22 protein-coding genes and 5 pseudogenes are annotated in these 22,376 nt (G+C 56.3%); 15 read left to right on the forward strand and 12 right to left on the reverse strand.

The annotated features are described in order from the left end of the window. Together RGAI101_RS20920 and RGAI101_RS20930 are read right to left on the reverse strand one after the other, a co-directional pair. Positions 1-989 (reverse strand): IS30 family transposase (locus tag RGAI101_RS20920; RefSeq protein WP_037230594.1); only part of this gene is annotated, 989 nt, incomplete at its 3' end. Between the two features lie 526 nt (positions 990-1,515). After that, positions 1,516-2,226, reverse strand: coding sequence for an IS6 family transposase (locus RGAI101_RS20930; RefSeq protein WP_008230163.1), 711 nt, complete (start codon positions 2,224-2,226; stop codon positions 1,516-1,518). Positions 2,227-2,415: 189 nt separating this feature from the next. Between RGAI101_RS20930 and RGAI101_RS20935 the strand changes: the two are divergent. Then, positions 2,416-3,600 (forward strand): annotated as a pseudogene (locus RGAI101_RS20935) (ISNCY family transposase); the annotation flags it as partial. A gap of 59 nt (positions 3,601-3,659) precedes the next feature. Here the strand turns inward: RGAI101_RS20935 and RGAI101_RS20940 are convergent. Then, positions 3,660-4,370, reverse strand: a complete 711-nt coding sequence (locus RGAI101_RS20940) for an IS6 family transposase (protein ID WP_008230274.1) — start codon at positions 4,368-4,370, stop codon at positions 3,660-3,662. 569 nt (positions 4,371-4,939) lie between these two features. Continuing rightward, positions 4,940-5,314: a winged helix-turn-helix transcriptional regulator gene (locus RGAI101_RS20945; protein ID WP_037230598.1), complete on the reverse strand. Its 375-nt coding sequence runs from the start codon at positions 5,312-5,314 to the stop codon at positions 4,940-4,942. 114 nt (positions 5,315-5,428) lie between these two features. On the opposite strand from RGAI101_RS20945, the gene RGAI101_RS20950 reads away from it, so the two are divergent. Beyond that, on the forward strand, positions 5,429-6,016 hold the full coding sequence (locus RGAI101_RS20950; RefSeq protein ID WP_037230600.1) for a glutathione S-transferase N-terminal domain-containing protein: 588 nt from the start codon (positions 5,429-5,431) through the stop codon (positions 6,014-6,016). Positions 6,017-6,350: 334 nt separating this feature from the next. Here RGAI101_RS20950 and RGAI101_RS20955 read toward each other — a convergent pair. After that, a pseudogene (locus RGAI101_RS20955) lies at positions 6,351-6,812 on the reverse strand (IS6 family transposase); the annotation flags it as partial. A 43-nt stretch (positions 6,813-6,855) separates the two neighbouring features. On the opposite strand from RGAI101_RS20955, the gene RGAI101_RS20965 reads away from it, so the two are divergent. After that, positions 6,856-7,943, forward strand: a protein-coding gene (locus tag RGAI101_RS20965) for an IS3 family transposase (protein ID WP_085980081.1) whose coding sequence is annotated in 2 segments (ribosomal slippage) — positions 6,856-7,117 and positions 7,117-7,943 — 1,089 coding nt in all. Because the reading frame shifts where the segments join, the coding sequence is not laid out codon by codon here. A gap of 498 nt (positions 7,944-8,441) precedes the next feature. Here the strand turns inward: RGAI101_RS20965 and RGAI101_RS20970 are convergent. From RGAI101_RS20970 to RGAI101_RS20980, 4 genes and pseudogenes are all read right to left on the reverse strand, one after another. Then, a pseudogene (locus RGAI101_RS20970) lies at positions 8,442-8,690 on the reverse strand (IS3 family transposase); the annotation flags it as partial. 95 nt (positions 8,691-8,785) lie between these two features. Next, entirely contained in the window at positions 8,786-8,980 is a 195-nt protein-coding gene (locus RGAI101_RS21425; protein ID WP_008230302.1) for a hypothetical protein, read from the reverse strand. Positions 8,981-8,988: 8 nt separating this feature from the next. Continuing rightward, complete coding sequence (locus tag RGAI101_RS20975) at positions 8,989-9,564, reverse strand: DJ-1/PfpI family protein (RefSeq protein ID WP_008230230.1); 576 nt, start codon at positions 9,562-9,564, stop codon at positions 8,989-8,991. Beyond that, the gene (locus RGAI101_RS20980) at positions 9,551-10,273 is read right to left on the reverse strand and encodes a TonB-dependent receptor plug domain-containing protein (protein WP_157044783.1); all 723 of its coding nucleotides are present in this window, start codon (positions 10,271-10,273) and stop codon (positions 9,551-9,553) included. The genes RGAI101_RS20975 and RGAI101_RS20980 overlap by 14 nt, the downstream gene beginning before the upstream one ends. A 43-nt stretch (positions 10,274-10,316) precedes the next feature. Here RGAI101_RS20980 and RGAI101_RS22530 point away from each other — a divergent pair. Then, a pseudogene (locus RGAI101_RS22530) lies at positions 10,317-10,565 on the forward strand (IS110 family transposase); the annotation flags it as partial. 59 nt (positions 10,566-10,624) lie between these two features. Here RGAI101_RS22530 and RGAI101_RS20985 read toward each other — a convergent pair. Then, positions 10,625-11,128, reverse strand: a complete 504-nt coding sequence (locus RGAI101_RS20985; RefSeq protein ID WP_198133764.1) for a helix-turn-helix domain-containing protein — start codon at positions 11,126-11,128, stop codon at positions 10,625-10,627. Between the two features lie 178 nt (positions 11,129-11,306). Between RGAI101_RS20985 and RGAI101_RS20990 the strand changes: the two genes are divergently transcribed. From RGAI101_RS20990 to RGAI101_RS21020, 7 genes are all read left to right on the forward strand, one after another. Next, a complete protein-coding gene (locus RGAI101_RS20990) occupies positions 11,307-12,242 on the forward strand; it encodes an ornithine cyclodeaminase family protein (protein ID WP_008230234.1) in 936 nt (311 codons plus the stop codon). A gap of 22 nt (positions 12,243-12,264) precedes the next feature. Beyond that, the gene (locus tag RGAI101_RS20995) at positions 12,265-13,398 is read left to right on the forward strand and encodes an aminotransferase (protein WP_037230604.1); all 1,134 of its coding nucleotides are present in this window, start codon (positions 12,265-12,267) and stop codon (positions 13,396-13,398) included. 64 nt (positions 13,399-13,462) lie between these two features. Beyond that, complete coding sequence (locus tag RGAI101_RS21000; protein ID WP_008230199.1) at positions 13,463-14,242, forward strand: transporter substrate-binding domain-containing protein; 780 nt, start codon at positions 13,463-13,465, stop codon at positions 14,240-14,242. Between the two features lie 35 nt (positions 14,243-14,277). Next, on the forward strand, positions 14,278-15,654 hold the full coding sequence (locus RGAI101_RS21005; protein ID WP_008230322.1) for a M20/M25/M40 family metallo-hydrolase: 1,377 nt from the start codon (positions 14,278-14,280) through the stop codon (positions 15,652-15,654). 64 nt (positions 15,655-15,718) lie between these two features. Further along, a complete protein-coding gene (locus tag RGAI101_RS21010) occupies positions 15,719-16,384 on the forward strand; it encodes an ABC transporter permease subunit (RefSeq protein ID WP_008230292.1) in 666 nt (221 codons plus the stop codon). A 9-nt stretch (positions 16,385-16,393) separates the two neighbouring features. Further along, the gene (locus RGAI101_RS21015) at positions 16,394-17,089 is read left to right on the forward strand and encodes an ABC transporter permease (RefSeq protein WP_008230219.1); all 696 of its coding nucleotides are present in this window, start codon (positions 16,394-16,396) and stop codon (positions 17,087-17,089) included. 39 nt (positions 17,090-17,128) lie between these two features. After that, entirely contained in the window at positions 17,129-17,857 is a 729-nt protein-coding gene (locus RGAI101_RS21020) for an amino acid ABC transporter ATP-binding protein (protein WP_050763285.1), read from the forward strand. Positions 17,858-17,980: 123 nt separating this feature from the next. On the opposite strand, the pseudogene RGAI101_RS21025 reads toward RGAI101_RS21020, so the two are convergent. Then, positions 17,981-18,385, reverse strand: a pseudogene (locus RGAI101_RS21025) (ISKra4 family transposase); the annotation flags it as partial. Between the two features lie 86 nt (positions 18,386-18,471). Here RGAI101_RS21025 and tnpA point away from each other — a divergent pair. The 3 genes from tnpA to RGAI101_RS21040 all read left to right on the forward strand — a co-directional run bounded on the left by tnpA (position 18,472) and on the right by RGAI101_RS21040 (position 20,177). Next, on the forward strand, positions 18,472-18,858 hold the full coding sequence (gene tnpA / locus RGAI101_RS21030; protein WP_008230324.1) for an IS66-like element accessory protein TnpA: 387 nt from the start codon (positions 18,472-18,474) through the stop codon (positions 18,856-18,858). Further along, positions 18,855-19,202: an IS66 family insertion sequence element accessory protein TnpB gene (tnpB, locus tag RGAI101_RS21035; protein WP_008230213.1), complete on the forward strand. Its 348-nt coding sequence runs from the start codon at positions 18,855-18,857 to the stop codon at positions 19,200-19,202. Before tnpA ends, tnpB begins: the two co-directional genes overlap by 4 nt. Before the next feature lie 291 nt (positions 19,203-19,493). Next, complete coding sequence (locus tag RGAI101_RS21040) at positions 19,494-20,177, forward strand: IS6 family transposase (protein ID WP_008230260.1); 684 nt, start codon at positions 19,494-19,496, stop codon at positions 20,175-20,177. A gap of 439 nt (positions 20,178-20,616) precedes the next feature. Here the strand turns inward: RGAI101_RS21040 and RGAI101_RS21045 are convergent, their stop codons facing one another. Next, on the reverse strand, positions 20,617-21,309 hold the full coding sequence (locus RGAI101_RS21045) for a glutathione S-transferase family protein (protein ID WP_008230185.1): 693 nt from the start codon (positions 21,307-21,309) through the stop codon (positions 20,617-20,619). A gap of 133 nt (positions 21,310-21,442) precedes the next feature. Between RGAI101_RS21045 and RGAI101_RS21050 the strand changes: the two genes are divergently transcribed. Beyond that, positions 21,443-22,339, forward strand: coding sequence for a LysR family transcriptional regulator (locus RGAI101_RS21050; RefSeq protein ID WP_198133766.1), 897 nt, complete (start codon positions 21,443-21,445; stop codon positions 22,337-22,339). Positions 22,340-22,376 lie beyond the last annotated feature (37 nt).

Here is a 22,376-nt window from a genome sequence, read left to right on the forward strand (position 1 = left end):
TCCATCAGGTTGCTTTCAAAGACCTCAGCGGGCGTCCGGTAGCCAAGGCACTTGCGCGGCGTTGCGTTGAGGCGGTGGCAAATCGACCTCAAATATCGATTTGTCAGCGCCGTCGGTGCGGTTGATCTTGGCAGGTATCGGCGCAGCCTGTTGTTCGTATTCTCAACACTGCCTTTCTGATAGGGCGCTTGCGGGTCACAGAACCAGGCATCCGCACCGATCCCGGCCTTGAGATGCTTCCATGCCGAAAACTCGGTGCCGCGATCAAAGGTGATAGACTGGCGCGCGTCGGCGGGCAGGGGAGCCAACCCGTTGATCAGGGACTCCATGATCGGTTTGGATTGGCGATCTTCATTACGCATCACGACGGCATAGCGGCTGACGCGCTCGACCAATGACGTCACGTTTACCTTCCCATGCTCCTTGCGGAACATCATCAAGTCGCACTCCCAATGGCCGAATTCCAAGCGTTCTGAGACGCGCTCAGGCCTGTGTGACAGGCTTTGAACGTCGAATATGTGGGTTCTGTTGTGCCTGCGGTAACCACGCGGTCGGCGGCGACGGCGATGCTCAGGGAGATGGCGGTAGAACTGTTCCTCGCGACCGTCTTTGGAATAGGCAAAGCGATAGATCGTCTCGTGGCTCACGCGGATCGGGTGCCGTTCGAGCCGCATCCGGCCGGCGATCTGTTCGGGGGACCAGCCAGCCTTCAGGCGGTCTTCGATCGCGGCTTTCAAATCAGGGTGAATGATCATCTTGCGATGGATCGCGCGGCGCTGCTCATATTTGTCCTGAGCGACGAGCGCGTGATACCCATTTAGCTCAGGGAGTTCGTCGTCCGTGTACCGATTACGCTTAATGTCTCGGTAGATCGTGGACGGGTCGCGACCCAGTCGATCCGCGATCTCTGAAATCGGCATTTTGGCTTCAAGCCACTTTGCAAGCTTGCGACGTTCGTCCAGCTTCAGGTGACAGTAGTGGGTTCCCATTCTTCATCCTCCGTGCAACTCTCTGTTTTGGTAAAGAATTTGCACTTCGTTTGTGAATCCACCCGCGTACATCCAAACATCGCATAATAAGGTTTATGTTAATAATGACTTCGCAATGCGCCCCGCTCGGCTGTTGGCCCATGAGTATCGATAACCGTGAACAGTTTACCGCTTCTAGCTCGAAGTATCGCTCTTTCCTTTATGCAAACGAAGCGCACACCATCACACTCTATCGTCCGGAGACGACGAAGCTCTCGGCCCGATCCTCCAGCGGGCGCTACTCTCGGCGTGCAACCAGCCACCGTGCCCACTGGTACTCATACCACCATACCGAATTGCAGCATCATGGCTAATTCCATTTTATCAGACAGTCTCGGACATCGCTCGCCTGCGACATACTGAATGAAAAAGGTAACCGTCACTTTCGAGACAATCTCGAGAATGAATGTGTGATTTACGTCCAATGCCCTGTTCGGTATTGCCAAGTTGTCGACAGCAGATTGTGCTTCCCTGTGAAAGGCGTGGATCACGCAGTCATCTCAGCGGTGTAATCGGCCCAGAGGCTGAACGCATCGTTGCGGGCGTGGCGGTATGAGGTTGCTGTGAGTTGATAGCGCCGGGGACGGAAAATGAGGTTGATCTGGTCGTGCGCGGATAGAAACCTCTGTGCCTGCCGGTGAGACTTGAACCGTCCCATTATTTTCTCTCGTTTGCGGGTTGGCCGATGCGAAACTTCTATCGCGTTGTTTAGGCCTTTGTGGGCCCGGTGGTCAGCGTTCGGAGCCTGTGTTTTGACCGGCTTGATATAGCTGCGCAATTTGTCGGTTATGACCACCCTCGGCTCGCCAAACTGTGAAACCAATCTTTGGAAAAAGCGCTTTGCTGCTTTGGCATTCCGACGTGTCTGCACGAGAATATCGAGAACGTCTCCATCTGCGTCGATCGCGCGCCACAGCCAATGCTTCTTGCCCCGGATCGTGATCACGACCTCATCCATGTGCCACTTGTCGTTCGGCCGCGGACGTTCGCGGCGGATGCAATCTGCAAAATGCGACCCAAAGCGATTAACCCACAGTCGGATCGCCTCCCGGCTGACAATCACACCCCGAGCAGCCAATAGGTCTTCAACATCAGCCGTGCTCAGGGCTAACCGGTGATACGCCCAGACAGCGAGCGCGATGATTTCACGTGGGTAGCGGAAGCCCTTCAGGGGCGGCAAATCGATTGGAAGGTTCATGAGGCAGACATACCTCTACCAAACCCTGTCAACAACTTGGCAATACCAAATACAGAACCGGTTGGAGTAAAACGAGATATCAAGAACTGCACTTCACCATGAGTTCACAGCGCAAAGTTAGAATGTCTCACATCTGCAAAGTAGAAGTGTCACACTTCCCTGTCGATCAAGCAGGATTGGAGTGTGGCCGTGGGATTGATGATCATGAGCGAGCGCGAACTGAACCGCATTGAAGTACTGAGCCAAGTGACACGCGGCGCGATGACGGCCGTGACAGCTGCGAACGTGCTGGGCCTGAGCCGACGACAGGTCCACAGGTTGCTGAAGGATTTTCAGACTGGAGGTCCTTGTGCCATCCGGCACAAGGCGCGTGGTCGTAAATCCAACAATGGGATTGACCCAGCGGTGCGTGAGTTCGCCGTGACGTTGGTCAGAGAGAAGTATAGCGATTTTGGGCCCACATTCGCTGCCGAGAAGTTAGCAGAAGACCACGATCTGAAGGTCTCGCGCGAGACGCTGCGGAAGTGGATGCAAGACGCCGGAATCTGGTTGTCGCGCAAGCAGCGGCGCACGTTCCACCAGCCGCGGCTCCGCCGGGAATGTCTGGGCGAGTTGATCCAGATCGACGGCTCTGATCATCGCTGGTTCGAAGATCGTGGGCCCGCTTGCACGCTGTTGGTGTTCATCGATGACGCGACCAGCACGCTGATGCAACTGCGGTTTGTGACCTCGGAAAGCACGTTCAGCTATTTCGAGGCACTGGATCTGTACCTTACGGCACACGGCAAACCGGTCGCATTCTATTCCGACAAGCACTCTGTGTTCCGTGTGGCCCAGCAAGGAGCCAAAACGGGTCACGGGATGACCCAATTCGGTCGTGCCATGAATGAATTAAACATTGAGATTCTGTGCGCCAACAGCTCTCAGGCCAAGGGTCGCGTCGAACGGGCCAATCGGACGCTGCAAGACCGGTTGGTCAAGGAGCTCCGGCTGGCCGGGATCTCTGACATGGTGGCTGCCAATGCCTTCCTGCCCGGCTTCATGACGCGGTATAATGCCCGGTTTGCAAAGATTCCGCGCCGTCCTGACAACCTGCACAGGCCCATGAATATCGAACCGGGCCGGTTGCGCGATGTCTTTTGCTTGCGCGACGAACGCTATGTCGGCACGCAGCTGGCGTTCTCCTTTGAGCGGCAGCGGATCATCTTGACGGAGAATGAAATCACGCGTCGCCTCGCGGGCAAATACGTCGACAGCTACGCCTTCCCGGATGGCCGTCTGGAGTTCCGCTGGCAAGGTGTCTCACTGCCCTACTCCGTCTTCGACAAGGACCAGCGCGTCACGCACGCGGCGATCACCGAGAACAAGCATCTCAGCGCGGGGTATTGCCAAGTTGTCGACAGCAGATTGTGCTTCCCTGTGAAAGGCGTGGATCACGCAGTCATCTCAGCGGTGTAATGGGCCCAGAGGCTGAACGCATCGTTGCGGGCGTGGCGGTATGAGGTTGCTGTGAGTTGATAGCGCCGGGGACGGAAAATGAGGTTGATCTGGTCGTGCGCGGGTAGAAACCTCTGTGCCTGCCGGTGAGACTTGAACCGTCCCATTATTTTCTCTCGTTTGCGGGTTGGCCGATGCGAAACTTCTATCGCGTTGTTTAGGCCTTTGTGGGCCCGGTGGTCAGCGTTCGGAGCCTGTGTTTTGACCGGCTTGATATAGCTGCGCAATTTGTCGGTTATGACCACCCTCGGCTCGCCAAACTGTGAAACCAATCTTTGGAAAAAGCGCTTTGCTGCTTTGGCATTCCGACGTGTCTGCACGAGAATATCGAGAACGTCTCCATCTGCGTCGATCGCGCGCCACAGCCAATGCTTCTTGCCCCGGATCGTGATCACGACCTCATCCATGTGCCACTTGTCGTTCGGCCGCGGACGTTCGCGGCGGATGCAATCTGCAAAATGCGACCCAAAGCGATTAACCCACAGTCGGATCGCCTCCCGGCTGACAATCACACCCCGAGCAGCCAATAGGTCTTCAACATCAGCCGTGCTCAGGGCTAACCGGTGATACGCCCAGACAGCGAACGCGATGATTTCACGTGGGTAGCGGAAGCCCTTCAGGGGCGGCAAATCGATTGGAAGGTTCATGAGGCAGACATACCTCTACCAAACCCTGTCAACAACTTGGCAATACCGTATATGGTAGTGCCCCACGTACGGATCTGGCCTCGGGGCGATGGGCAACCTTCGTCCCTACCGGGACCGCCGCAGCGGCCGACATCGGCGACCTGCTACCGTTCAACTTCTCCAAAACCACAGCGGTCTTGTAGCTCCCGATATTCCTTCCGATACGATGCGAAACAGTGGTGCTGCAGCCGTCAATGCGCATCGAAAATCTTGCTTACACTGCATCTATTGCCGGCTTCAATTTAAAGATGTCTCGCTCCTGGTGACGCGAGCCACTTTTTTCTGTAACTGCCTGATCTTCTCGGTCCCATTCCCGCCCTTGGCATTCCATACGGCAAGCATCTTATTTCACCTGTAGAGCGAATGCTGGCTGAGCCCGAGCCGCTGCGAAACTTTCGCAACCGGATAGCTTCACTGGGTGAGTTGACGCACGGCGTCACGCTTGAAATCGTTGGTGAAATTAAATTTGCCCATAGCGCTCTCCTTACCTCAAAATTTGGAAAGAAGGCGTCTACAAGTCTCCGGACTATTCAATTACTTGTTCTCTCATCAAATTTCAGACGCTGGTCATGTATCTGCGCTATGTGGGTCCGTGCCCAATTTGCAAGGAGCCCCAAAGGTTCAGAGAGCGACACTCCTAGTGAGGTGAGGGCATACTCGACCTGAGGCGGGTTCGTCGGGAAAACCGTACGCTCTACCAAGCCGTCACGCTCCAGACCTCTAAGTGTGCGCGTCAGCATTTGCTGAGATATCCCTGTCACGTAGCGCTTGACGTCATTGAACCGCCGCGGTTTATCACGAAGTGACACCACGACCTGAACTGTCCACTTGTCTCCTATGCGCGAGAGAACTTCACCGACAGGGCCACAACTGGGCAGATCTTCCATCGAAGTAGTCAGATTCATATGACTTAATCCTAAAAAAATGCGTCCTTGGCAAGACACTTACAGTCTCATAACTGGATCAGGTCATCAACACAAACCGGGTAGTTATCTCGGCGAGCGAAATAGGAGACCAGAATGAAACTGTATGGAGCGAACGGTGGCTGCAGCCAAGCATCACACATCGCATTGATCGAGTCGGGGCTTCCCTTTACTTTCGTTAGCGTGGATCGCGACAAGAAAACCAGCGACGGAAGGGATTTCAACAGGATAAATCCGAAAGGCTACACGCCGGCGTTGGAGTTGGAAGACGGAACTATTCTGACAGAAAGCCTCGCCATCCTCATGTACATCGCGGAGTACTCGGGAAAGTTGCTTGCCAAGGAGGGGGACGCCCGTTGGCGAACAGTCGAGGCAACGGAGTTTATGACAACGGAACTTCATGCGAACTTTCGACCATTCTTCTCCGCTGGCTCAGGCGAGGATGAAAAGAACAAGGCCAAGGAGATGCTCGCAAGACGGTTCGCCACGCTGGAAAGCCAACTCGGTGAAAATCAATATCTGATCGGTAAGGATCTGACGATCGCGGACGCCTATCTCTTCGTCATGCTTTCTTGGGCAAGGATGATGGGTATAGACGTACCGGAACGGCTCGGCACTTACGCCACAAATTTGCTAAACGTTCCCTCGGTTACGGTCGCCTTGTCTGCGGAAGGTCTTGCGTAACGTGCCGTCGCTGCGCTCTGCAAGATGCCTGCATGCACTGCAAAACGCCTTTTCAGGCTTTCGCGTTAATCGTACCAGACATGTGATGCAGTGAGCATCCTCATTGAGTGACATCAAGTGGGATTAATTCTGGCGGCGGTTCTACTCCGAGATAAATGCAGACGTCAGATGCCTGCCATCTGCGCGACTTTAAGAAACAGAGCCGTTGCCGACCTCACGATATGCGAGAAAGTTCCAGAAGATAGATTGCTGCCACAGCTATTGTAGCCGCAAAGTTAGAATGGGGATTGCCAAGTTGTTGACCGTGGCTTTTAAAGCTCTGGTGATCGGTCGATCACGCCGCCATTTCGGCAGTGTAATCGGCCCAGAGGCTGAACGCGTCGCCGCGAGCGTGGCGGTATGATGTTGCAGTGAGTCTGTGACGGCGGGGACGGAAGATCAGGTTGATCGGGTCGTGTGCGGTCAGAAATCTCTGTGCTTGCCGGTGAGACTTGAACCTGCCGAATAACTTCTCCCGCTCGCGGGTTGGCCGGTGCGATCCTTCGATGGCGTTATTCAATCCCTTGTGGGCGCGGTGGTCAGCGTTCGGTGCCAGCGTTTTGATCGGCTTGATGTAGCTGCGTAATTTATCCGTGATCACGACCCTCGGCGCGCCGAACTGAGTGATCAGCCCTTTGAAAAACCGCTTTGCTGCCTTTCCGCTTCTCCGCGTTTGCACAAGTATATCGAGAACCTCGCCATTCGCGTCAATTGCGCGCCACAGCCAATGGGTAATCCCCCCCGATCTTAGGGGGATGCGGAAGTAGAATTTTCTCGGCAGGATGAACGAGGAGATTCCGATGAAGAAGACACGATTCACAGAAGCCCAGATCATGGCAGTGCTGCGCCAGATGGAGGGCGGAGTGCCCGCTGCCGAGCTGTGCCGCGAACATGGCATGAGCAGTGCGACGCTGTACAAATGGCGTGCGAAGTACGGTGGGATGGATGCGAGCCTGATTTCCGAGATGAAGGCGATGGCCGAGGAGAACCGTCGCCTGAAGCGCATGTATGCAGACGTCAGCATGCAAAATGACCTCCTGAAGGAGGCCCTCGGAAAAAAATGAAGCGGCCAGCTCAACGCCGGGAGTTGGCCGTGAAAGCGGTGGCGATGAAGGGCGTCAGCATCGCGCTGGCATGTCGGGCGTTTGACGTCAGCGAGACCTGCTACCGATACAGCCCGAAGCTGGACGATGAGAACGAGCAGATCTCCGACCTGCTGCTTGGGCTGACGAAGGCGAAGAAGACCTCAGGCTTCGGCCTATGTTTTCTCTACCTGCGCAATGTCCAGGGCCATGGCTGGAACCACAAGCGGGTCTACCGGATCTACCGCGAGCTGGAGCTGAACCTGCGGATCAAGCCGCGCAAACGACTGAAACGGGAGAAGCCGGACGAGTTGGTCGTGCCAGAACAGCCGAACGAAGTCTGGTCCATGGACTTCATGGCAGATCGCCTCGGGGACGGTCGCCAGTTCCGGCTGCTGAATGTCCTGGACGACTTCAACCGTGAGGGCTTGGGCATCGAGGTCGACTTCTCGCTACCCGCGGAACGCGTCGTCAGGGCGCTGAACCAGATCATCGAATGGCGCGGCGCGCCAAAGAGGATCCGGGTCGATAACGGCCCGGAGTACATCAGCGGCACCCTTATGGAATGGGCAGAGCACAAGGGCATCGCCCTGGCCCATATCCAGCCCGGAAAGCCACAGCAGAACGCCTATGTCGAACGCTACAACCGAACGGTCCGGAACGAATGGCTGGACCTTCATATCTTCGGTAGCATCGACGAGGTGCAACAGATTGCCACCGAGTGGCTCTGGTCTTACAACAACGAGCGCCCCAACATGGGTAACGGCGGGATGACCCCCGCCCAGAAACTGAGAATGGCCGCGTAAATTCTACGACCAAGTCCCCGTAAAAACGGGGGGATTACCTCACCGCGTGATGGGGAGTCGGATTTTTTGAGCGGAATAAAAGCTGCATCGGAAACCAGCCCCTCGAGAGCCTCAAGGCCTACATGCGCAGAACCAGAACGGCGGCAGGAAGCACATGCTGCCCGGTCAAACATCCATATGGGAACTTCCAGAAGCCGGTCCGACCGGCGGCCGGTGAAATTGCACCGAAACACTGCATCGCCGGGCTTGTCGATCACAGAATGGACATAGACCGATCTGCCAAACCAGGGATGCCATGGATAAGGAACCTCGCGCCGGTCGGCAACGTGGGTGTTCTGGCGTTCAGTTGTACAATCATCGCCGCCCGCACAAAGCGCTTGGCGGTCGGCCACCGGCAGTGGTCTACTCACTACAAATCGAAGCAACGCAACCCGATCAGCAGGAGCAAATCAGTGCTTAAAAAGCGCCAGATCCTGTCCAAGGAATGGGGAGCACTTCAGCCTGACGCGCCGTGTCACCTGAGAACCGGCGCTTACCAGCTTCAAGGAACTCTTTCGACCAGCTGTAATACAAGCTCTCAGCGTTACCTTCCCGGCGACAAAGCACCGAGATGCTTTCCTCGCCTCGCAGGCGCGCCAATATAAAGCGGACCTTTTCCTCAACTGAATAGGTTTGCCCGGCTTTGCGCCGGATTTTTTTAACCACCTGCTTGACGGCGTCTTTCGATGTTTGCGGTTTCTTCGTCATCTCGATGTCCTAATCGATGAGATGAACCAGAAATCCTCTGTTATTCAATCCTCAAATCCGTCCCAGCGCTGCTGAAGTCAGACACCCGACACGCTCTAGAGTTTCTCTTGCGCCTGATGGCAGCTTCCCGTGCTGCGCAATGCGCGGTGCGCGGCTGCCCAGCACAGCCTCCACATCGTCGGCCCCGCGTCTTTGGTGTCTCCCACAAAAGGCGGTTCGGGGTCATATTCAAGCGTCAGCATTATCTTGCGCGCCCAGTCATCGCCGCGAATACGCGCAGCGATGGTCATGCCGAAATCTAGACCCGCTGTGACGCTCCGCCTGTAATCAGGTTGCCGTCTTCGACAACCCGCGCTTCAATCGGTATCGCCCCAAGCAGCGGCAGGATGTCGTGTACATACCAGTGGGTCGTTGCGCGGCGAGCCTTAAGCAACCCGGCCGCCCCGAGGATCAGCCCCCCCGTACAGACCGATGTGGTGTAGTCGACCTTCCCAGCTATCTCGCGCAGGAACGACAGCATATCGGAATCTTCCATCATCTGCGTGGTGCCAGCAAGACCACCGGGAACGAACAGAACATTTCCGTTACGGGGGCAATCGGCAAACGTATGTGTGGCGGTAATCGGGATGCCCACATCTGTAGCGACGGGCGTGCGATCTTTCCAGATCAGGCGGATCTCGCCCATCGTCAGGTTAAATGCCGTCATTGGTCCTACCAGATCCTGAAGCACCATATTAGGATAGATCACCATATTATAAATAGGCCGTTCGCGTTGCGATATCTGAGCACTGGTTTGAGCCGTTGCCTGCTGTGTTGCAAATATGCCTGCTGCGGTTGCGGCAACAAGAGAAGCGTTGAATTCACGTCTGTTCATACTTTTGTTCCTTAGTTAGATCGATTCCGCTCAGAATGAGAACCCGGCAGAGATTGAAAGGCTGCGCAGTCCCCCCCCCCCCCCCGCGAGATCCCAGTGGCCTCTCCATTTGCGGCGGAGGCCCAATAGTTGCTATCGAGCACGTTTTGCGTTGATCTGAATTCGAGCCGTCGGTCTGCGTCAGATAGCGGATACGTTGATCATCCACCCGCTTTGGCACGTTGTTGATGCTACCGCCCACAGTTTGGCCAGTGGCCACGCCGTTTACAAATGTGTCCGGCCCTTTGTGCAGCTCGACCCGCTCCCCGATCTCGGTCAGCACCCGCAGCTTGGAAAGCACTAGACTTAGCCCATCCAAAGTCATTCTGTAGGTGAAGAAATCAAAGCCACGGATGCGTATCACATCGCGGTAACTTATATTGGGAGAAATTTGCAGTGCCGAAGGGTCAACCAGCACCAAGTCCGCAACGCTGCGCGCCCGACGCGATTGCGCGATCGTACCGGTAAAGGCGGTCACACTGAACGGCACGAAAGCTAGCACAAATGCCAGAACGTTATAAAAGCGAGAGTTGGTCATCATTTTTGTATTCTGCGTTTCTGCGCAGAACACAATGCGACAAAAGTGCGCCGAGAGTTTCTTTGACGCACCCACTTTGTGTGAACTGTTGCGGTGGATGCCCCCACCCAACGGCATCAATTGTGCCAACATGCGATCGCAATGGTTCAATTTGTGAGGCGAACATGTCAGAGGTATCACGGTAGGACACGATCTAGCAACGAATGTGTTTCACATTCACGGCGCAGACGATGCGGGTCGCGCGGTTCTGAACAAGAAGTTGCGGTGTGCACCGGTACTGGAGTTTTTCAGCCAGCTGCCGACTTGCGTGGTCGCAACGGAAGCCGGCGGAAGTTCCCAGGTATGGGGCCGCGAGACCGGCAAGCTGGGCCAGGAGATTCGGCTGATCCCACCGGCCCTCGTCAAGCCTTTTATGAAGCGACAAAGCGCGATGCGGTTGACTCTTAGGCGATTAGTCGGACAGCGGTGCGCCCATCGACGCGTTCAAGACACCACGTTGCGGACAAACTTCAGCCGGACCTGCCCCTGATTGGCATAGGAATAGGGTTGATCGCTGCGATAGGCCGCAAAGCTGCCCACTGGATAGTCTTGAGACTGTCCAGACAGCGTCAGTGTCAGCGTTCCCTCGATCACATAGATCATTTCATGCCAACCAGACTGATCAGGTTCAGCTGGATAGACTTCGCCAGGTGCCAAAGCCCACAACCAGAGCTGAACCTCGCTCGATGCGCGCGCGGACGCGAGCAACATAGACTGGCTTTCCGGGTGCGCGCCGCGCCACATCACCTCATTCACCTCGTTCCGCGACGGCTGGGACGGATCCCGAATCAGATCAGTGAAGGTAAGCCCCAAGGCAGCCGCCAACTTGTCGAGGCTGGATAGGCTGATGTTCGCGTCCCCGGTCTCGACCGCAACGATCATTCGGCGGCTGATGCCAGAAGCCTCGGCCAGAGCGGATTGGCTCAGCCGTGCAGCGAGTCGGTGCACCTTCAGATTCTCTGACACATGCGATAAAATTGCTGGCGCATCTTGACTGCGCAATATATTGCTCATATACTACCTCTAATATAACAAATCTGCGTTACATACCATTCCAACGCAAGCACAGACGCGCTCCCGCGCAGATCAGGTGCATGTAGTAAAGATTGCAGTGCAAGGGGACAGAGTGGCGGATCCACATATCATAACGGACGATCAGATCGTCAACCTGCTCGACACACTCGACATCCGGGGGTGCCTTGAGCGTATGTTCTTATCCCAGGCCTACGGTCGCGCCATGCAGCCCCCGCAAACGATAAGCCTGTTTCCGGACGACGCTGGCGATTTCATCACTTATCTTGGGGTGCTGGCGGACGATGGTGTATTCGGTGCAAAGCTCTCGCCATATATTCCGAGCGGCGGAGACGCTTTGGTAACTGCCTGGACGGTCCTGATGTCCATGAAGACGGGTCAGCCTCTGCTTCTGTGCGATTCAAAGCGCCTGACGACCGAGCGGACCGCCGCCACCACCATCATCGCGGCGGAAAAGTTGGCTCGCCCGGATTCCCGTGTCCTGACTATTGTCGGAACCGGGGCAGTTGGGATGGCCCACCTGCGCTATGCCGCAGGCATCCGTAACTGGAGCGAGTTGCGCCTTGCTTCTCCCAATGCTCTGTCGCGGGAAGATCTGCCGAAAGAGGTCAAGGGCATTCCCGTCCATATCTATGACAACGCCGATCTGGCTTCTGCCGGGGCGGATGTGGTGATGCTCTGCACCTCGTCGGGCGAGCCAGTCATCGACGCGGCGGCGCTGGCCTCGACCACCCTCATTACCTCGATCAGCACCAATGTCTCCAACGCGCACGAGATCGACCCGGCATTGTTGCACGATCTGGATGTCTATTGCGATTATCGCGGCGCAACCCCAACTTCGGCAGGAGAAATGAAACTGGCCGCCGCTGCCGGTTGGGATGCCGCGCAGATCCGCGGCGATCTGCCCGAGTTGATGCGTGGCGAGGCCCCCGCGCCCAGTTGGCAGCGGCCTGCCTTCTTTCGTTCGATAGGCTTGGGACTTGAAGATGTCGCGGCGGCCTATGCCGTCCTCTCTGCACTCCGCAATTGATCCACATCCCAAGGAACATATCATGAAAATTAGCCCCTTCGCTGTCGAAATCTGGATGAACGAATTCGAGACAAAATGTGAGCTGAACCTCGCTGAAACCTGTGTTGAGTCACTGACCGTCGGTCAACTTCTGGACATGGCCGACAAGAAGGACGTCATCCTGTCCGAACTGCTGCCGATGAAGCTCACCTATGGTGCCATCGAAGGCAGCCCGCGCCTGCGCAAGCTGGTCGCCGGACTTTACAAGAATCAGCAGCCGGAAAACGTGACCATCACCCATGGTGCCATCGGGGCAAATGCGTTAGCTCACAAGACCCTAGTCGAGCGCGGCGACCGAGTTATCTCAGTTCTGCCGACCTATCAGCAGCACTATTCGATTCCCGAAAGCATTGGCGCGGACACCCAAGTTCTACGTCTAACAGAAGAGACCAGCTTCCTGCCTGATCTGGCGAAGCTGCAAGAGCTGGCCACACCTGGCACTAAGCTGATCGTCATCAACAACCCTAACAACCCCACCGGCGCGCTGATGGATCGAGCATATCTTAAAAAGATCGTCGAGATCGCGCGCAGCGTCGATGCCTGGATTCTGTGTGACGAGGTCTATCGTGGCACCGATCAAAATGGTGATGGTGAAACTGTATCGCTGGCCGATCTTTACGAAAAGGGTATCAGCACTAGCAGCATGTCGAAATCCTATTCTTTGGCGGGTCTTCGTCTGGGCTGGATCGTCGCGCCTCTCGAACTGATTCAAGCTGTATCAATCCACCGCGATTACAACACGATCAGCGTTGGTATGCTCGACGACCACTTCGCCTGCATCGCGCTGGAAAACCGCGACAAAATCCTGGCGCGCAGCCGGGCGATCACCCGCACCAACTTGGCCATCGTGGCGGAGTGGGTCGAGCAGGAACCGTTGATCTCCTGGATAAAACCGCAATCCGGCACTATCGGTCTGCTTAAATACGACCTGCCGATCACCTCCCGCGAGTTCTGTTTGAACCTGCTGAAGGAAACTGGCGTGATGCTAACTCCTGGCAGCGCGATGAGCATGGAAGGTTATGTACGCATCGGCTTTGCGAACAACGAACACCATCTGCGCGAAGGTCTTGGTCGTATGTCGCGGTTCCTTGCCGCCCAACGCGTCGTGACTGCATGAAAACTCGTAGCGGTCGCGGGTTCGAACGGCTTTGGTTTGTACAACAACATGGAAGATTAGAAAAATGAGAACTTTGATATCCTCGGCGCTGCTTGCTTTGCTTGCCACCACCGCCTCTGCGGAAGACCTTCGGATTGGCACCAGCGCGGATTATCCGCCCTGGGAAGCGGTTGATGCCAACAACGAGATTTTCGGCTTTGATCGTGATATCGGCGACGAAATTTGTAAGCGTATCGCCGCGACCTGTACCTGGCAGAACCAATCCTTTGATGGGCTGTTGCCGGGGCTGCAAGTCGGGCGCTTTGACGTGATTATTTCGGGTATTTCGATCAACGAGGAGCGCTCGAAGAGCGTCGATTTCTCCGCTCCCTATGCAGATGCACCGAACTCATTTATCGTTTTGGCCGACAATCCAGCCGCCGCCGCAAAGTCAAAGGAAGATCTGATAGCCGCGCTGAGTTCGGGGGTGATCGGTGCGCAAGGTGGCACCACACATGAGCAGGTGATCCGCGCCCATTTTGCAAATGCCAATGTGCGGCTCTATGAGCGTCCCGATCAGGTGATGAGTGACATCCTCTCTGGTCGCATCGACGCCGGTGTGATGGAACGCTCTGCCGCTGAACCCTTGATGGATTCCGAGAAGGGCGGCGTGCTTGTCTATGCCGGACCGAAGCTCACCGGCGTGGATTTCGAAGAATTCGGAAAAGGACAGGCCGTTGCGCTGGCAAAGGGTAATACTGTGCTTCAAAACCGGGTGAACGATGCTGTTGCCGAAATGCTCAAGGACGGCACGATCAAGACCATTTCGGAAAAATGGTTCGGCTATGATCAGTCTCCGAAGTGATCTCTGTTGGAGGCAAGCGCTCCAAGGATTGTTCTATGTCTGTAACTGACGAAACTCTGGCTCAGGCACGGCAGATTCTGACCGATCTGGTGGCGATCCCATCGGTCAGCGCCCGTCGGCAATCACTGGACGCTTGCGCGGCACAGGTTGCCAATCTGTTGGAAACGGCCGGTCTGCGCACCGAGGTTCACCCCGGTGCCGTTGGCCCCTTCGTGATAGGTGAAACTGGCGCGGGCGAGTTCACGCTCATCATTTACAATCACTATGATGTCCAACCTGAAGAGCCGGTGGCGGAATGGCTTTCGCCGCCCTTTGCCCTGACCGAACGCGAGGGGCGGCTCTTTGGGCGCGGCGCGGCCGATGACAAAGGTGAATTCGTCAGCCGTCTCGCTGGCTGGAACGCCTTCCGCGCAGAGCAGCCGGGCCTTTTGCCTTTCCGACTGATCTGGATCGTGGATGGTGAAGAAGAGGTCGGCAATCCATCCTTGGCCGATTTCCTGAAAAAGCGCTTCCCCTATTTGCGCGCCGATCTGTGCTGGTGGGAATTCGGAGAGATCGACAGCTCGGGCCGCCCGGTCGTGCTGATGGGTTTCAAAGGCATCCTGGCGGTCGAACTAGCTTGTACGACCGCGCGCGCTGATCTGCATTCCAGCTATGGCGCGATTGCCGATAACCCGCTCTGGCGCTTGAGCGCCGCCATTGCCTCGCTGCGTAATGCCGACGGCCGGGTACTGATTGAGGGTTTCTACGATGAGATCGCACCACCGGATGACCTAACAAAACAGCTGGTCGACAAGCCGCCCTTCACACTTGACAGCATGATGGACGCGACTGGTGTTAAGAACGTTCTGAAGGGCGTGAAGGAAGGCAATTTCTACGAACGCTTGAATCTTGCGCCATGTCTTAACGTAAACGGTTTCCACGGCGGCTATGATGGCGAAGGGGCCAAGTCGGTACTCCCGGCGCAGGGCAGCGCCAAGCTGGATTTCCGCCTGGTGCCTGACCAAGACCCGCGACGTATCGCCGATCTTCTACGTGCACATTTGGATCGTTTGGGATTTGAAGATATCGAATTGACCATTCTGGACGCCGAGGTTGAAGCTGTGCGTAGCCCGAGTGACCATTGGGCGGTTACGCTGGGCTGTGAGCTGCTGGAGCGGCATTTTGGCGTATCGCCAGTGTTGCAACCCAGCTCTCCAGCTTCGGGCCTCGCCCAGCCCTTTGTGCGTGACTTCGGGGCTACACTGTTCGGTGCCGGACTGACCCATCACGGGGCCATGCTGCATTCCCCTAATGAGAACATTATAATTGATCAGTTTGAGCGGATGATCAGGTTCGCGTCCGATTTCTTCGACGCTTTGTCAGCCCAAGCGGTTCAGCGTGCCAATGCCCCACCCTCAGGTTCGAGGTGACGATCACGCGGCCGGGCCAGGACCATAATCCCCACCCCTTAAAGGAAAGTTGTACTTGTTAGATATGATTTGGCCCTACCTGCCGCAGTTTGCTGCGGGCCTAAAGTTGACGCTCCTTGTCTCGCTCGGAAGCTTTTTGATCGCGATGCTGGTCGCCATTCTCGCGGTGCCCCTAATCATGTCGGGGCCAAAGCTAGTGCGAATGTTTCTCGGCGGTTACGTCCAGATCGTGCGTGGGGTACCGGAACTGCTGGTTATCTTCATGGTGTTCTATGGAGGGACCGTAGTTTTAAGCACGATTAGCGGGTCCTACTTTGAGGTTGATGCCCTCAGCGCAGGTATCGCCGCGCTGGCGGCAGTGGCCTTTGCCTATCTGCTAGAGATCCTGCGCGCCGCCCTGATTAGCATTCCAGCCGGACAGCGTGAGGCCGGACAGGTGCTGGGTCTGAAGCGGCACCAGGTATTTTCGCGGATCATTTTTCCGCAAATGCTTATGCGCGCCCTGCCCGGCATCGGAAACCAATGGCTGATCTCGCTGAAGGAAAGTGCGCTGGTCTCTGTGGTCGGACTCGAAGAGCTGATGCGCCACTCGGTCATAGCTGCAGGTGCCACACGTGAACCCATGGTTTTCTATCTACTGGCGGCGCTGATCTACGTCGCAATCACAGGCATCTCTACCTTTTTACTGCGTCAGGCCGAACTGCGCCTGTCGTCAGGTAAACAAAGCTGAGGTCGGAACATGTCCTTTGAAATTTTCCTCACTGCCATTCCAATAGTCCTCAAGGGTCTGTGGCTGACCCTTCTGATCACCTTCTGCGCTTTTCTGCTGGGCCAGATCGTTGCCTTGCCCCTGGCGCTATTGGCACGAGCGCGATCGCGTCTGTTACGCTGGCCGGTCAAGACCTGGATATTCTTCATTCGAGGCAGCCCGCTTCTTGTCCAGCTCTTCATCATCTACTTTGGGATGGGTGAAGTTGATGCGATCCGCAATAGCGTGTTCTGGCCAATCCTTCGCGAGCCCCTCAACTGTGCGATCCTCGCGGTTGGATTGAACTCGGGGGCCTACTCAGCGGAACTCCTGCGGGGCGGACTGCGCCAAATCCCCGTCGGCCAACTTGAGGCGGCGCGGGTTCTTGGCATGAGCGGTTTCCACGCCCTGACCCGCATCACCCTGCCGCAAGTGTACCGCAACGTGCTGCCGGTGACGGGCAACGAGATCATTCTCGTGATGAAAGGCAGCGCGCTGGCCAGTGCGGTGACCGTAATGGAAATGACCGGAGCTGCGCGCGCCTTTGTTTCCAAAACCTATGCGCCGTTCGAGGTCTTTACTGTCGCGGGCATCATCTATCTGGTGATCGGCCTTGCCCTCAGCCAACTCTTTCGTGGCATCGAACGCGCCACAGCCATCCCTAGTTCAGCAACCGAGACTAGCTAATACTTTCAACGGAGATTTTTCGTGCAGAACAACATATACATGATCGACGTGCAGGGACTCGAAAAGTTCTATGGAACAGTCAGAGTTCTCGACAATGTTAACCTGTCAGTCGAGAAGGGGGAAAAGATCGTCCTCTGTGGCCCGTCCGGCTCGGGGAAATCGACACTGATCCGTTGTATCAGCGGTCTGGAGGCGCGCAGCAAAGGCAAGATCCGTGTTGCGGGGCACGACCTCGAAACCGACTGCCGAAATATCGGAGATTACAGGGGCGAGGTTGGCATGGTCTTTCAGCAGTTTAACTTGTTCCCGCATCTGAATGTGCTCCAAAACGTGATGATGGCCCCGCGTTTGGTCCGCAATCAGGAAAAGGCCACAGTGCGGGAACGATCTATGGCATTGCTTGAGCGGGTCCATATCGCCAACCGCGCCGATTATTATCCCGAGCAACTTTCCGGGGGCCAACAGCAGCGCGTCGCGATAGCCCGCGCGCTTTGCATGCAGCCCAAGGTTATGCTGTTTGACGAACCAACTTCAGCGCTAGACCCCGAGATGGTGCAAGAAGTTCTAGATGTGATGATTGCTCTGGCCAAAAGCGGTATGACGATGATCGTCGTCACCCATGAAATGGGATTTGCCCGGACCGTCGCGGATCGCGTCATCTTCATGGACAAAGGCCAGATTGTCGAAGGAGGCACTCCCGACACCTTTTTCGATTACCCTGAGAATGACCGCACCAAGGAATTTTTGCGGAAAATTCAGCATAGCTGACTTCGAAAGGTAGTGTCGCAAAGTTTCCGCTGATCCGAAGGTAGCCCCGCCGTCGGACACACTTATCCAGCGAGTGCGGCAAATTGCGCGAAGCCGGGTTGGAGAGCACCCCAAAGCTTGGGGCTAGGCGGCCATCTTGGTTTTTTCATCTGATTTCATACCCGGATACCATTGCTGGAACTTCGCACGCAGTGTGCCGTCTAGCGTGCGGGTACGGGTTTGCAGCATGAGGTGAGCTCCAGTCTTTGACCAGCGCATTTGCTGGCGTTTGCAGAAGCGTTTTCCCACGACGGTGTTGACGGTGCTTTCCACAAAACCTGTGGACACACGCTCGCCATAGCGCCGCCGCTCTGCGTAGTTGGGGATCATCCAAGCATTGTTGGCAATGTAGGTCTGGAATTCATTAGCAGCTTTTCGCAGGGCCTTGATGCTGGCGTAGTCCGTTTCAATCTCGTCAAGATCCATGACCAGGGCATCGATGGCCACGTGGCCGTCATGCAAGTTTCCATTCCACAGGTGTTCTTTGATCGTAAGCGTCCGGCCTCGCTGCTCTGACGCGTCATAGAGTGTGTTGATAGTGTCCACCATTGATAGTGGACATCTTGAGGACGGATATGGCGGACAAGAAGGGTCAGAAGAAGCGGTTCTGGTCGGACGAGGAGAAGGTGTCGATCTGTGCGCAAACATGCGCGCCGGGGGTATCGGTTGCGCAGGTTGCGCGGCGGTACGCGATGAACACCAACCTGATCCACAAATGGCTGCGTGATCCCAAGTTTGCACCGTGTCCTGAGATCATTGAAGACGAAGTTGCTGAGGCGGCATGTTTTCTTCCTGTGGAGATTGTGGACTGGGCCCAGCACAAAGACACAGCCCCGGCGCCGGACGCCAATCCCGCACACAGCGCGATTGAGATCGACATCGCGGGCGGTCACCGCCTGAGGATCATCGGTGGCTACGACCCCGAAGCACTGGCTCGGCTGATCCGTGGGCTATCAGCATGATCCCTGTCCCCGCGAACACGCGTGTCTGGCTGGCCGCTGGTGTGATCGACATGCGGCGCGGGTTCACGACGCTGGCGGCGCAGGCCGAACAAACGCTGAAGCAGGATCCATTCACCAGGCACCTGTTCGTCTTTCGTGGTCGTCGCGGTGATCTCATCAAAATCATTTGGTGGGCCGGACAAGGTGCCTGCCTGTTCAGCAAGCGCTTGGAGAAGGGTCGGTTCGTGTGGCCATCGGCGAAAGGGGGCAAGATCGCCCTGACCGCTGCCCAATTGGCGATGCTGCTGGAAGGGATCGATTGGCGTGTGCCGCAGCGCAGCTGGACACCGCTCAAGGCGGGATAAAACGGTGATGAACGCTCGCGTGGGATTCCCGCCGCGCCGTTATTTTGCTATCGTTCGACCATGTTGGACGTCGACAAAACTCTTGCACGATCAACTATTTGAAAAAGCCAACGTGGGGTGCCAATTTCCCTGTCCCTTTTGGACGACCCTGTAGGGCGGGATCAGCCAGACCCGTCGTTTGGATCTGATGCCGCCACCGTGCGGGTTCTGTCGCAAACTTTTCGCTCTCTTCCGTCCAATGACGCGAGGCGTTAAGCGGTCAGTCGACTCTGAGAGAGACTGCGGGACAATATGATCAGCTTCAAGGGCAGTCACTATCCGAACGACGTGATCCTGTATGCGGTCTTTTTCTACGTGCGCTACGCCGTATCGTACCGCGATCTCGAAGAAATCCTGGCTGATCGTGGCGTGCATGTCGATCATGCCACGCTGAACCGCTGGGTTGTCAAATATGCCTCTCAGATCGCTTCGGAGGCCCAGAAACGTAAGACCCGGACTGGCCGGTCATGGAGAATGGACGAGACCTATATCAAGGTTAAGGGTCAGTGGATGTATCTGTACCGGGCGCTCGATAAACAAGGCCAAACCCTTGATTTTATGCTCTCCGAGACCCGTGACGAGGCGGCAGCGACGCGTTTCTTTCGCCAGACCATCGTTAACAATGGCTGGCCCGACAAAGTGGTGATCGACAAAAGTGGCGCCAACAAAGCCGGGCTCGACAACATGAATATCGAGCTGATTCTGCACGGCTGGTACTGGCTGATCGAGGTGTTGCAGGTGAAGTACCTGAACAATCTGATCGAGCAGGACCATCGGTTCATCAAGAAGATCACCCGCCCGATGAAAGGTTTCAAATCCGTCGAGGCGGCTACGGCGACATTGGCCGGTATCGAGACCGCGCACATGATCCGCAAGGGCCAGCTTGGGACGACGAAGCTCTCCGTATTTCAGCAGTTCGCCGCACTCGCAGGATAAGTGTGTCTGGACAATGGGATAAACCCTACTCCCAGAAATATTTGCGACAGAACCTATGTCCACTTACCCCGGACCTTTGACCATCTGGAAACTCAAAAGTTTGCGACAGAGCCATCTCAATTAGAGTTGTTCGTTGATACGGAAAATCAACGCGCAATCGCCTTTTACTAAAGGCAGGGATTCGAGCTTGTCGCAACTCCTTCTGACAGCATTCGGATCGACGGGCAGTCTCGGAACGACTACTTTTTCACGCTTCGAATTTGACACCCAGCACTCTGGACCACGCTACCAAAAACGACTGTTTCTGGCCCGCACATTGTGACCACAAGTTTCTGTCCGACGCCAGCCGTTCGTGAAGCGTGCGGCTAAAGTCGGGCTCGAGCCTTAAAACAACAGTGGAGGTGAGTTCCGCTCAGGCGGATACTTATCGCGCCTATACCTACGGGCTTGCAACAGTGGCTGGAGGACAGATGGACGGTAGCCCGCGCGACAATTCGAGCACGGGCTTGGGGTAGGTCGGAAGCGCCGCACTTGGTCGCTTGGAGAATACCTCGTGCCAGGCGAGCAGCCGTGGACAGAAGCTGGGAATCGGCACCGAATATACCTGCTGGGCGAACTGCAAAATCGCCATCAGCGCACAGTCCGCCATGGTGATCTGGGGGCCTGCTGCATAAGGGCCGTCCGTTTCGCCTATCAATCGCTCCATCAACGCCAGCCGGTCATGATATGCATTGGCAGCTGTCGTCGCTGCCTTCAGGTCTTGTGCGCCATTTCGAGTGAAAAGCGGGCTTGCACCTTTTGCCCAGAGGACGAGTTGCGCGCTCAGGTCGTCTGCGACTTCCATCAACTCGCGTGTCCTTGCACGGGCTTCCGGTGTTGGCCCGATCATGTCCAGGGTGGGGAAACGGTCTTCCAGATAGCCAAGAATCGCGGACGAGCTCCTGATCATCTGGCCCGTCCCGATGTCGAGTATCGGCAGAGTGCCCATTGGACTAAGCTCTTTCACTACGGGGTCTGGCCAGACTTTCATGACATCGAAATTGACCGGTTCGACGCTGTCGATCCCCTTCTCCACAAGGTAAATCGCTATGCGGCGCGGGTAGAGAGCCCAGTCGACTTGATACAGCTTCATCTCTTGTTCCTTTTATATCTCGGCCGGGGCCCACAGGGTTCGGCGTAGGTCAATGATCGGATTCCGCTTCGTTTGCCGGATGCCGAGGTAAAAATAAGCCTCCTTAGCCTAATTTATAATTGCGGAAAGACGTATGGTAGCTATACGTAAACCGATGAACTCGGATCCCGACTGGACGCTGTACCGAACCTTTGCTGCCGTGCTCGACAGCGGCTCGCTCTCTGGGGCAGGTCGTCTACTGGGGATGACACAGCCCAGCGTGTCTCGGCATATTGATCTGTTGGAAGCCGCCCTCGGATCAAAGCTGTTCCTGCGCACGCATCGCGGTATGTCCCCGACCGAGGCGGCTGAACGGATACGGCCCCATGTCGACATCCTCACGGCGAGTTCGGCGGCCATCAAGCGGGCAGCATCGCGGACCAGCGAAGTCGCGGGTACAGTTCGGATCAGCGCCACCGAGGTCGTCGGGACCGAGTACCTTCCCCCAATCCTGGCAACCATCCGCCGCGCGCATCCGGCGCTCGAGATCGACTTGAGCCTGTCAAACTTCGTAGAGGATCTTTTGCAGCGACAAGCCGACATCGCGATCCGCATGACGGAGCCGAAGCAGCTGTCACTGGTGACCCAGCGTCTACGGGATCTCGAAGTCGGTCTTTACGCGCACCGTGACTATCTCGCGCGGCGAGGGGTTCCAGTGTCCATGGCAGAGCTGCTGGATCACGATCTCATCGGTTTCGATACCCAGACTGCGGCGGCGCGTGCGCTTGCGCAACGATATCCGGCCCTGAGTCAGGCAGCATTTGCGCTTCGCACCGACAGCAACATCGCCCAGTATGCCGCAATTAAGGCAGGATTTGGCATCGGGCCCTGCCAGGAGCCACTTGCAAGGCGCACCCCCTCCCTTGTGCGGGTGTTGCCTGACATCTCTGCCTCCTCTGGCATTTGGCTTGTCATGCACGAGGATCTGCGGGCAACCGCAGTTTGCCGGGCGGTATTCGACGCGTTGGAACTCGGCCTTCGGAATCTCTGATAATAGGTCTTATGGTGACAGGCACTTGACCTGCAAC

The organism is Roseobacter sp. GAI101 (assembly GCF_000156335.1).
Classification (GTDB): domain Bacteria; phylum Pseudomonadota; class Alphaproteobacteria; order Rhodobacterales; family Rhodobacteraceae; genus Sulfitobacter.